This is a genomic window from Streptomyces sp. NPDC001933 (assembly GCF_042890955.1).
GTDB lineage: Bacteria > Actinomycetota > Actinomycetes > Streptomycetales > Streptomycetaceae > Streptomyces.
On record NZ_JBIASS010000067.1, the window covers coordinates 1 to 11,317 of the forward strand.

6 protein-coding genes and 2 pseudogenes are annotated in these 11,317 nt (G+C 68.2%); 3 read left to right on the top strand and 5 right to left on the bottom strand.

The genetic code is table 11. From position 1 onward, the window contains the following. The first annotated feature begins 857 nt into the window (after positions 1 to 857). Positions 858 to 2,062, top strand: a pseudogene (locus tag ACFYY7_RS44225) (IS256 family transposase). A 132-nt stretch (positions 2,063 to 2,194) separates the two neighbouring features. Continuing rightward, positions 2,195 to 5,698: a protein kinase gene (locus ACFYY7_RS44230; RefSeq protein ID WP_388671769.1), complete on the top strand. Its 3,504-nt coding sequence runs from the start codon at positions 2,195 to 2,197 to the stop codon at positions 5,696 to 5,698. Between the two features lie 35 nt (positions 5,699 to 5,733). Here the strand turns inward: ACFYY7_RS44230 and ACFYY7_RS44235 are convergent. Continuing rightward, positions 5,734 to 5,967, bottom strand: a pseudogene (locus ACFYY7_RS44235) (transposase); the annotation flags it as partial. Positions 5,968 to 6,029: 62 nt separating this feature from the next. Here ACFYY7_RS44235 and ACFYY7_RS44240 point away from each other — a divergent pair. Then, the gene (locus ACFYY7_RS44240; protein WP_388671772.1) at positions 6,030 to 7,124 is read left to right on the top strand and encodes a hypothetical protein; all 1,095 of its coding nucleotides are present in this window, start codon (positions 6,030 to 6,032) and stop codon (positions 7,122 to 7,124) included. A gap of 596 nt (positions 7,125 to 7,720) precedes the next feature. On the opposite strand, the gene ACFYY7_RS44245 is transcribed toward ACFYY7_RS44240, so the two are convergent. From ACFYY7_RS44245 to ACFYY7_RS44260, 4 genes are all read right to left on the bottom strand, one after another. Next, a complete protein-coding gene (locus ACFYY7_RS44245) occupies positions 7,721 to 8,995 on the bottom strand; it encodes a HEAT repeat domain-containing protein (RefSeq protein WP_388671775.1) in 1,275 nt (424 codons plus the stop codon). Then, positions 8,929 to 9,459: a hypothetical protein gene (locus tag ACFYY7_RS44250; protein ID WP_388671778.1), complete on the bottom strand. Its 531-nt coding sequence runs from the start codon at positions 9,457 to 9,459 to the stop codon at positions 8,929 to 8,931. Before ACFYY7_RS44250 ends, ACFYY7_RS44245 begins: the two co-directional genes overlap by 67 nt. A 383-nt stretch (positions 9,460 to 9,842) precedes the next feature. After that, positions 9,843 to 10,367, bottom strand: a complete 525-nt coding sequence (locus ACFYY7_RS44255) for a S1 RNA-binding domain-containing protein (RefSeq protein ID WP_388671780.1) — start codon at positions 10,365 to 10,367, stop codon at positions 9,843 to 9,845. A gap of 250 nt (positions 10,368 to 10,617) precedes the next feature. Further along, complete coding sequence (locus tag ACFYY7_RS44260; protein ID WP_388671783.1) at positions 10,618 to 11,235, bottom strand: hypothetical protein; 618 nt, start codon at positions 11,233 to 11,235, stop codon at positions 10,618 to 10,620. Between the last annotated feature and the right edge of the window lie 82 nt (positions 11,236 to 11,317).

Consider the following 11,317-nt stretch of genomic DNA (forward strand, 5'->3'; position numbering starts at 1 on the left):
GCCCGAATACTGGATGTATTCGGGCGTTCCGACAACGCGGCGAGGTGCCGTGGCTGTCGTCGCACGCCCACCAGGGATTACGGGACAGCCCTTAGTGCCGCATCAGACAACGCTTGCCCTCTCGTGACGAGTCGCTCGGGTGCTGCGGATCGCAGCTCCGACCTCCCTGTACAGCGTTCTGAGCGCCTGCCAGCCGGAACCCCTGAGGGCCAGGCCGTCGGGATGGACGTGTCGGGTCGGCCGTTCAGGTCTGGTTCAGTGTCAATCACCAGTGCGAACAGCAGCGCGACGCACGTCGTCACGGTCCCGACGAGCAGGCCGTAGATGGCGAAGAAGCGTACGTGCGGTCGTCGTTCGTACCCGAGCTGCTCGGGCTGCGAGTTCGGCTGCTTGGCTTTGTTTGGCCCAGTATCCGGGCCCGACGGCGGCTGCGCTGGCGACGGGAAGGCGGGCGCCGGCGGCCCTGAGCGCTCTCCGGGCGCGTGCGAACCGCCCTTCCAGCTTCTTAAGTTGACCACCAGCATTACCTCCCCCTAAAGACACACAGTGAATTGCTCCGGGTCTGGTGGAGACTCCATCAGACCCGGAGCAATTCAGAGTGTCTTCCTGAGCTGCGTCGGACTTCAACGCGACGACAACCCCTTTCTGCCCGCCGTCATGAACCGGATCGGTATCCACACCCTGAGGGCCAACGTCTACCGTCGCGACCCGAATGCGGGGGAGTGTAAAAGTAACGGCGGATCTGACGATCAAGGAAGAGACGCCAAGTGACTGAGCAAAGTGTGGAGTTGGGATCCTCTGCGGCCGACGGCCAGGCGGGTGGCATACCGGCTGCCGGCGATGAGCAGTTGATCGCGATGCTGGTGGACCGGGCCCGTAGCGAGGGGCTCCAGCTCACTGGTGAGGGTGGGCTGCTGCAGCAGCTGACGAAGCGGGTGCTGGAGTCCGCTCTGGAGGGTGAGATCACCGACCATCTCGGCTACGAGAAGCACGAGACGGCCGGCCGCAACAGCGGGAACAGCCGCAACGGCACGCGAGCCAAGACGGTGCTGACGGATGTCGGCCCGGTGGAGATCAAGGTGCCCCGGGACGTGTCCGGCACGTTCGAGCCGCAGATCGTGCGCAAGAGGCAGCGGCGCCTGACGGGCGTCGATGAAATGGTGCTGTCGCTGTCGGCGAAGGGTCTCACCCACGGTGAGATCGCTTCCCACTTGGCCGAGGTCTATGGCGCGGAGGTGTCGAAGCAGACGATCTCGGCTATTACCGACAAGGTCATGGACGGGATGGCCGAGTGGCAGAGCCGTCCCCTCGACCGCGTTTATCTCGTTCTGTTCGTGGATGCGATCAACGTGAAGATCAGGGACGGGCAGGTCGCGAACCGGCCGATCTGCGTGGTCATGGCTGTCACGGTCGAGGGCCACCGGGACATCCTGGGTATCTGGGCCGGTGACGGCGGCGAGGGGGCGAAGTACTGGCTTGAGGTGTTTACCGAGCTGAAGAACCGCGGCCTGGAGGACGTGCTGATGCTGGTCTGTGACGGTCCCAAGGGTCTGCCGGACACGGTCGAGACGGTCTGGCCCCGAACGATTGTTCAGACGTGTGTGGTTCACCTGCTGCGCAACAGCTTCCGTTACGCGGCCCGCCAGGACTGGGACAAGATCGCCAATTAGCTCAAACCGGTCTACACCGCGCCGAACGAGGCTGTGGCCGCCGCCCGCTTCACCGAGTTCCAGGAGGACTGGGGCAAGAAGTATCCGGCGATCGTGCGGCTGTGGGCGGATGCCTGGGCCGAGTTCGTCCCTTCCTCTCCTTCGATGTCGAGATCCGCAAGATCATCTGTCCGACCAACGCGATCGAGAGCGTGAACGCGCGGATCCGCAAGGCCGTCCGCGCCCGCGGGCACTTCCCGAACGAGCAGGCCGCCCTGAAGTGCGTCTACATGGCCCTCATGTCCCTGGACCCGACGGGCAAGGGCCGCAAACGCTGGGCCATGCGCTGGAAGGCCCCATTGAACGCCTTCCAGATCCACTTCGAGGGCCGGCTCACTCCGGCCACCCACTGACCGACCAACAACCAAGATCAGCCGTTAAGTTGACACTCCCGCTTTAGGGAACCGCGGAGGGGGATCGGTGGGTCCGTGCAACAGGCGGGCGAAGTCACTCTGGTTGCGTGCACTGCACGAGGAGGGTTGGGGATGACGGGCATGAGGAGCGAAGAGCCGTCGTCGTGGCGGGTCGGGGACGTGATTGACGACCGGTACGAGGTTCTGGCAGAGCTCGGGCGTGGCGGCATGGGCGTGGTGCACTTGGTCCGGGACCGGGAATGGGGCGTCGACCTGGCGGTCAAGAGTCCGCGGCCGGGCCGGTTCCAGAGCGTGGGCCACCGGGACTTGTTCGTCAACGAGGCTGAGGCGTGGGTGGGGTTGGGGCTGCACCCGAATGTGTGTGGCTGTTACAGCGTGCGCTTGCTCGACGGGGCTCCACGGGTGTTCGCCGAGTACGTCGCGGGCGGCAGTCTGGCGGATTGGATCGCGGACGGACGGTTGTACGCGGGCGAGCTGTCGGAGGTACGTGCCCGGATACTGGACGTCGCCATCCAAATGGCCTGGGGTCTGGAACACGCCCACTGTCACGATGCGGGCGGGCTGGTGCACCAGGATGTCAAGCCCGCCAATGTGCTGCTCGATGTGGGCGCGGACGCAGCGTTCACAGCGAAGGTGACCGACTTCGGCCTTGCCCGGGCCAGGGCAGGAGCTTCCGTGGATGGCGGCGTGCCCGAGGGGGCCAGCGCCGTCGTCTCCTGCGGTGGCATGACGCTCGCCTACGCGTCACCTGAGCAGGCCAAGGGGGAGCGGGTGGGGCGGGGGAGCGATATCTACAGCTTCGCGGTGTCCGTGCTGGAGATGTTCATCGGCGGCAGGACCTGGATGGTTGGACCCGTCGCCACAGAAGTCCTCGCAGATCACCGCGCCGGGCGGCGGCGGGACACTGACCGGATCGAGATCCCGGCGGAGGTCGTGGCACTGCTGGACCGGTGCCTGCGTCACGACCGGGCAGCCCGTCCGCGGTCGATGCCCGAGGTCGCCAGCGAGCTGGTCGAGGTCTATCGCCGGACGGTGGGCGAGGCGTATCCACGCCACCAGCCGGTCGCGGCGGACCTGCGTGCCGACGAGCTGAACAACCGAGGGCTGTCACTCTTGGACCTCGGTCGGCCGGCCCAGGCAGCGAAAGCGTTCGAGGCAGCCGTCGACATCGACCCGCGGCACCTGGAAGCCACCTACAACGACGGCTTGCGCCGGTGGCGGTCCGGCGCCCTCACCGACGATGCACTGATCAGCAGGCTGGAAGCTGCCCGCACCGCCTCCAGGGACCCCTGGACGGCCCGATACCTGCTGGCCGAAGTCAACCTGGAGCGCGGTGACATCGCCACGGCCGACGCGCTCCTCGGCACTGTCGAGGAAATGGCCCCGGAGCAGCCGAAGGTTGCCAGCGCCCTACGAACGGTCAGGGAGGGCGGGGCACCCGATCGCAGCCGCGTGACGTCCCGCCCGATGGGCTGGTGGCCCGCCGAGGAGAGGTGGGTGTCCGATGCCGACGGTCTCAAGGTGCCCCAGGCACCGCGAACGAAGGTCCGTTTAACAGCAGACGGCCGGCGGGCGCTGGTCTCCTCCCGGAAGCACGTGGGCCTGTGGGACCTGCACAGCGGACAGTGCCTGTTTCGCCGGGACGAGCCGCACTACTACAAGGAGATCGACGTCAGCGCTGACGGGCGGTTCGTCATGTGTGGCCTCGACCGCCAGCTGCACCTGTGGGACCTGGTGAGACATCGTCGCTTGTGGCGGGTGGACTTCAACGAAGAGTCGGGGTCCTCCACGTCCCGCTGGCTCGGTGCGGACGGCCGTGCCCCGGTCAGCGCCGTCCGGCTCAGCGCCGACGGCCGCGTCGCTGCCGCACAGACGGGCGGCGGCAGTGTGACGATCTGGGACGCGCTCACCGGGGAGTTGAGCCTGCGGCTCGGTCAGCAAGGCAGCCTGGCCGCCCTGTCCCCGGACGGACGGTCAGTGCTGATCACAATTGATGACGGCAGCCTGCAGCTGTGGGACACCACCGGGGCCCTCAGGTGGGAGTCGCATGGGGTCAACGCAGCGGCCGTACCCGCATCCATCAGCGCGGACAGCCGGACCGTGGCGATGGCCCGCTCCCGCGGGACCACCAAGCGCTCCTGGGAGGACATCGGTGTCTGGGATCTCGCCACTGGTGCGCAGACGCACACACTGACCGGCCACACACGACGCGTGGTGTCGCTGTCGTGGAGCAGCGACGGCCAGGCGCTGCTGTCCGGCGGGGCCGACGGCACGGCACGGCTGTGGGAGCTGGACAGCGGCCGCTGCCTGCGCACTTTCCCGTCCACCGCGAGCTGCCAGCAGCAGGTGCTGCTGGCGCCGGGCGCCCGTCGCGCGGTCGCTGCCGACGAGGGCGGAGTGCGATGGTGGCCCCTGCCCGGCCGCTACACCGCGCCACCCCGGTTGAGCCGCCCACACCGGCACGGAGAGCTGGCCAGACTGCAGGCGGGCGTGGGAACGCTGGTCGATGCAGCCGAGCGTGCCAGGGACGGGCGTCGCTACGGCGAGGCGCGCGAACTGCTCGCCAGGGCACGGCAGACCCCCGGATTCGAACGAGCCCCGCACGTGCTGTCGGCCTGGCGGTCGCTAGCCGGTGTTCTGCCGCAGGTGGGGGTGCGGGCCAGTTGGCAGGTCGGCGAGCTCCCCGGCCTGTCCGTGGCGCCGTGTGCGGTCGATCTGTCGTCGGACGGTGCTCGCGTCGTATCCGCCGGTGAAAGCCTGCGGGTGTGGGACACGCGCACCGGTCGATGCTTGCGGGAATGGGGGGTCGGCACGGGACTCGACACCCGGGCACACATCAACCGCCCTTCCCCGTTCACCGCCGTCCGGCTCAGCCCCGATCAACAGCGCGTGCTGTCCGCCACGCAGGACGGCCGACTCTCTGTGTGGTCGATCGACACCGGTGACAGACTCACGAGCATCACCGACGAGCGTGCCGGCCGCGGTGCCGAGCCGGCATGTTTCAGTACGAACGGGCGCTGGGCGCTCACCGCAGACCGGAACAAGGCACTGCACCTGTGGGACCTGAAGGACGGCCGCCTCGCGCGAACGCTCTGCGGCCACGGCCGCAACGGCTTCATCACCACTGACCTGTGGGTGCATCCCGACGGGCACCGGGCGGTGTCCGGCAGTTGGGACCGCACCGTGCGGGTCTGGGACCTGGACACAGGCGAGTGTACGAACGTTCTGGACAGTCCCACGGAGACCTCCTCGGTTGCGCTGAGCCCGGACGGAGCTTTCGCCGTGTCCTGTGGCAACGACCGGACCATCCGGCTCTGGGACCTCGGCTCCGGCACCTGCGTACGGGGCCAACAGCACCTGCCGGGTCGCGCGCAGACGGTCCAGTACATCTGCGACGGCCGCTTCGTGGCGGTCGCGGTGTCCAGCAGACCCACGAGCATGGTCCAGATATGGGACCCGAGGACCGGACAGTTCGTGCACACCCTCGACACGCAGCAGATCGGGATCTGGGCTTGCGCGTTCACGCCGGACGGGCGGTACGCCCTCACCGCCGGCGCGAACACGCCACTACGCCTGTGGGAACTAGACTGGGAGCTCGCCTCGCACCCGACCTGACCAACCAAGGAATTGGTGACGGCTTAGCTTGGCGTTTATCCTCGGCGGGCTTGGTGTTCCTTGATCGATTCGGCGCGTTTGACCGTCTTGCCGACGTCGTGGTGCCTGGCCCGGTTTTTGTTCTTCGAGCCTGCAGGCCGTCCCGGCCCTGGCCGGGACGGTTTCGGTGCGGCCGCGGGTCGGGCCGCGGCCGCGCGGACGTTGCGAAACCCCCGCCGCACCCGGGCGGGGGTGAGCCGGCGGGGCTCGGTCGGTCGTTCCCAGGGACGAGCTCTTCCCGGCCAGCGCCGGCGAAGTCAGTGCGGGAGGTGTCCGAGGGCCCGCTGGAGAAGTGCTGGCCGAGGCGCTGGAGGACTTCCTCGGGGAGGTCAGTGACGGCTTCGGCACCCGGCGGGAGGCAGGGGTCGCTTCCGTGGACCGCGCCTTCGAGGTGCGTGCGGCAGCTGCCTGCCCAGCCGCCGGCGGTGTACACGCTGGCGTGGGCGGGGTCGGCGAGGACGCGGGTGGCGACACCGAGAACGTGCTCGGCGGCCTGGACCAGGGCAGGGTCGGTGCTGAGGACGGCGATATGGCAGAGGGCGCGGGCGGCGGGGTGATCGGCGGTGCCGGACGGGGCGCGGGCGGGTTCGATCTCGGTGAGGAGGTCGAGGACAGCTGCGTGAGGGTCCGCAGGGCCGGGGGCGGGAATCGGTCCGGCGGGCCACAGAGCCAGGGGGACGGACCGGGAGGTCCACAGCGGCAGGACGGTGGGGGTGGCCTCGCATGCCTCGATCAGGTGGAGGCCGCCGTGGTGGCGGGTGGTGAACAGGTGGACGTGACCCCTGATACGGGTGAGGGCGTCGAGGAGCCGGATCCGGCGGAGAGTGGCGCACAAGTGGTCGGCGAGGCCCGCGAGTTCGGCATCCTGGGCCGCTGCGTACTCGGGTTCGCGGCGGAACAGGGGGATCCAGTGCGGCATCAGGCTGCTCTGGTCGGCGGACCGGCGGCCGAGCGCGGCACGCCAGTCGGTCTCGCTGATGTCGGCGAGGAGCATCCTCATCCCGGGCAGCGTCAGGGCAATCCCCTCTCGCAGGCCGGCCCAGCGCAGGCCTGCGACGCCTGTCCCGCCCGGCCGGTGGGCGAGGGCGTCGATCCACCGGTCCAGCTGGGCGGGCGCGATCCGCACCACCATTTCGTCACGGCGGGGGGTGAGGCTGCTGATGCCGAACGGGCCGCCGGTGAGGGTGGGGCGGTGACGGCCGTAGGCGGTGATCAGCGCGTGAAAGACCCGTGCCTCGCCCCGGGCCTGGTCGGGCGTGGGCGTCGGGATGAGGTGCGTGAAGTCCGCGTGCTCGGCTCGGGCCGTCCCTTCGGCTTCGCCCGTGGCCATCTGGCGCAGGGCGGCCGGGGAGACGGCCGCGTCGGTCGCGCGAAGGCCCTGCTGTAGCCGGGGCGTGTACGGGGTGAGGGTGTCGGTGTGGGGCACGTGCTGCTCCCGCTGTGAGGTCCGCTGTCACCTGGTACAGGTGTGCGGACGGCGCGCGGTGTGAGTCAGAGCGGACGAGTTTCCAGAGTCGTTCGAATGCCGAGCGAAGGCTGTCCTCTGACGCGAAAGGTGGACCGTTTGCCATCGAGCTTGGACCGAGGCCGACAAGGCAGAGCACGACGGGCCGACGTGGGGAAGGACGGGGCTCCGAAGCCCTCTGGTGATCCGCGAACGGCGCCACCGCTTATGCGGCGACGCCGCTGCATTCGGGGCGCCCGACGGCGCTTTGCCCCGGGGTTGACCGGAGGTGCTGGTTTGGCTTCTCTGCCGAAGCAGATGGCCAACTTGGGTGGCAATCGGTCCGGCTTCCGTGTCAGAGGACAAGGGCGATGCCTGCCCGCAGCTCCCGCAGGGCTCGGCTTGCTGAACCCTCAAGGGGCGGGCGGGGCAGGGGTTCGAAAGGGGCTGCGGCTGTGACTGAGTACGACGGATGCCCCAGATAGGCAGTTTGGATGCGCAGCATTCACCTCATGGCTTTCGAGTCGCGTCGAGCGGGCTCAGTGGGGTGGTTCCTTCCCGTAGGCGTTTCCGGACTTCGGCCGGGGGGTGCGGGGTGCATGGGGGTCGCTGAGCGCGTTGAGCGTGGCTCGGGCCGCGGCGCGCACGGCTTCGTCGGGGGCGTTGGTCAGCGGGCGGACGAAGGCGTGGGCGGGTTGCGCGTCCAGGCCGAAGGACGCGAGGGCGTCGAGCGCGCGGGTCACCACGCCCCAGCTTTGGTGTCGGCCGGCCCATGTGAGGGTGCCGGTGATCACGGGTATAGCAATGGGGTCCTTCAGCTCAGCCAGGCAGGACAGGTAAAGGCCGGCGGGGATGGGTGCGTTGGGGCGGGCGGGGTCGATGGAGCGCAGGCCATCGGCGAGGACGGGGACGAGCCGGTCGGAGGCCTGCGGGTAGCCGCCGACGCCGTAAAGGACCCGCCAGTCGTCCACTCGGGTCTCCAGCGAGCGGATCAGGTCGGGGAGCGCGCGGGGGTCACGGTGGTCGGCCAGGGTCATGACCGCCTCTTGGTAGGCCTCGCGGACGACGGCATTGCCGGTCGCCCAGACGTCCGGGCCGTGGGCGGCGTGCAGGGTGGCCATGTAGTCGTCGAGGGTGTCGAGAAGGAGTTTGGTGTCCTCGGGGGCGACCTGGAGGCGGCCGCCGAACCACTGGCTGAATCCGCCTTGGATGGTGCGGGCCGCGGCCCAGTCGTCCGGAAGCAGGTCGAGGAGGGAGGTCAGCACGGGACGGGGCAGGGGGCCCGGGAAGTCCTTCGTCATGGCGATGGCGTCGTACCGGGTGGCGGCATCCTGGCTGGTCAGCTGTGCAACGAGGAGGGTCGTACGGTCCGCGATCCGGTCGCCCAAGGTGGTGTGGAGGGTGCGTAGGACACTGCTGAGCGGGGAGTGTTCCTCCCAGGGATGGTCGGGATCGAAGTGGTCCGCGGCCAGGTGAGCGGGGCGCACTGCGGGGACGACTGTGCGTCCGCGGACGTGCAACGTCGCCATGCACCGCCGGCATCCGTCGCATGACTTCTCAGCAGTCGGGATCCCTGTGATGTCCCGCAGAAGGGCGATCGCGCGAGGCACGAGGTCGGCGGTGTCCTGGTCCGGGTTGATCAGGGCACGATGGGTGAGGGCTGAGAGCCGGACGGGGGCGTCGATCAGCTCGTCCAGCCAGGTTGCCACGGTCGTCCCCGCCTCCGGCAACCGGACGGCCAGACGCGTCAGCGTGCGGACGACCAGCAGCCGCTCCACGATCCCGTCCTCGGCCGGCAGGCGCTCGGCCAGCACGCGGGCGGCGCGCCCGCCCTGGAGAGGAAGAGACCGACGGCCTCGATCGCCGGGCGGCGTACCGAAGGATCCGGGTCCGCCGCGTAACGGACAGAGGCGTCCGCCCGCTTGGTCATCTCAGCGGTGATGCCGACGTGAGCCGTCGACTCGACTCCATTCGCCGTGAAGTAGACGTCCTCAGGGGCACGGCACGAACTCTCCCGCCCGATGCTGAGAAGCAGCCTGACGATCTCGGCCCGGTCAGGGGTGGCAGGGTCATCTGCCATGTCGAACAGGAACGGCAAGCTGATCGCCGTGCACGGGTCGACGGCTCCCTGGTGATGGGCCTCATCGTAGAACCCATCGAACGCCTCGGTCCGTACGGCGGGATCCGGGGAGAGCATGTTCCTGAGGTGGACAGGAACCCCACATACCTGACCGGGCAGGTGGCCGGCCGTCCAGTCGACATCATGCGCGTGGATCATGGAAGACAGTCTGCAAGGGACCACTGACATCGGCGGCACCGACTGAGCACCGTCGGCACCTTACGGACCCCCGCGCGACGCTCTCCGCACAGGGAAGCGAGAAGACCGCGCCCCCGGCAGGTCACTCCGGCGCCGAGGGCACGGGCCCCCAACTTCGCGGCCCCGAACTGGCCAACTCAACTGCACAGCACGACAAGTCGAGTACTCATTGGGCAGACGCAGTGCTCGGTCACAAGGTCCTGTGACTGAGCGCCGTACTGGCCAGCCTGGCCAAGTGCGGCGCTCAGCAACCGGCCGGGTAGAAGAGCGGGCGTCTCTCCCGCACCCGCGCGGGCGGCGACGAACACAAGGTGACCTGCGACTTCACACTGATCCGATATCGATCACGAGCGAAGGGAAAGCAGGATCCGGCGTCTGTACAGGTTGATTCCAGTGACTTCGACCATGACCTCGTCGCCATACCGCAAGACGTTCTCAGGCTGATCCGCATGGCGCTCTGCGAGCTCATGCATCGGGACCAGTCCCTTGAAATTCTCGTGGACTTCCACGAATACTCCAACGCTGAAGAAGACGTTCTCCACACGCCCCGGAATCACGCGACCGAGCTGAACGCGAGCGAACTCCTCAAGCGGATCCGGATGAAGCGCCTTCAGTGAGAAGTAAGCCTGTTCCCGCTCGATATCGACGCCCAGCACCACGATGGTGACCTGCTGTCCGACCTCCACGATGTCCGACGCCGCCTCGAAGTGAGTCCAGGCCAACTCGGTCACATTCACGAGTCCGTCGAGGCCTCCGATGTCGACGAGCACGCCGAACTTCTCGATGGACGACACCACCCCTTTGCAGACCTGGCCCGGCTCCAGCGTCTCCAGGATTGTCCGGCGACCTCGATCTGCCGTCTCCGCCACCCCGCCACCCCTTCTTCAACGGCCGAGTCTCTCACGTCGGACCATTGCGAGGGAGGCATCAGAGCGGCCTGAAGGTGGGACCAACTCTCACTGTCACTTCCGGCCTTGAAGATCAGGAAGTGGAGCCCAGACTCGTTCGACGGCGCGTGGACAGTGATCAAGGACGCTCCAGACATGCGGACGCCAGCCCGCGACCACCGAGTAGCGCCAGCCGCAGGCCTGCCCGGCGCCCTGCCCCTGGCCCGCGGCATCACGTGAGGCTGAAGAAGAGGGTGTCCTGCGTGTACCCGCTGGCTCTGTGCTTCGAGTACCACCATTGCTCGTGCTCAAAGTCGAGTTTTTCCATGAGCTCCTGGACGTCGACCCAGAAGTCCGGGGCCATGCGGGCCAGGACGTCACCATAGGCGTCCGCGGCAGGTTTGGCGCTGTCCAACGGCAAGTGGCCGATGGCCGGATACCCGTCCACCGGGCGCGGTATGCCGGGAAAGCCGTCCGGCAGCCCGCCGAAGAGGTATCCGCCGGGCAGCAGGTCGCCCGGCACACCCAGGCGGCGCAGCTCCTCGTCGACCAGGCCGAAGAATGTGGAGGGATCCGCGTAGGTGCCCAGGGTGTAAGGGTCGCAGGCGTTGTGGTCGATGACGATCTGCAGCGCGGCGTGGTAGGCACATCCCGCGCGCTCTGTCTTCGAGGATGTGTGCCCGGCCAGGAGGTGGTCGAGCGCTTCCGGAACGGTCAGACCCCAGTCGACCTCCTGGTGGTCGAGACCGGTCTGCTGCGCACGGGCGGAGTCGCGCATGCTCTCAAGGCGGCTTTGCTGATCTGCGGTCAGGTTGCCGTTGCTGCCCAGGAAGGCAAGGGACTGCTGCACGGATAAGTGACACCTGACCTGGCTTGCTGAGAGGCGGCCTGGAAGGATGTTGCAGTGCCCAAGCCGTATCCGAAGGAGTTCC

Excerpts from the sequence above, each read along its gene's own strand:
- ACFYY7_RS44250 (WP_388671778.1), bottom strand. The coding sequence starts at position 9,459 with ATGATCCACGCGCATGATGTCGACTGGACGGCCGGCCACCTGCCCGGT.
- ACFYY7_RS44230 (WP_388671769.1), top strand. The coding sequence starts at position 2,195 with ATGACGGGCATGAGGAGCGAAGAGCCGTCGTCGTGGCGGGTCGGGGAC.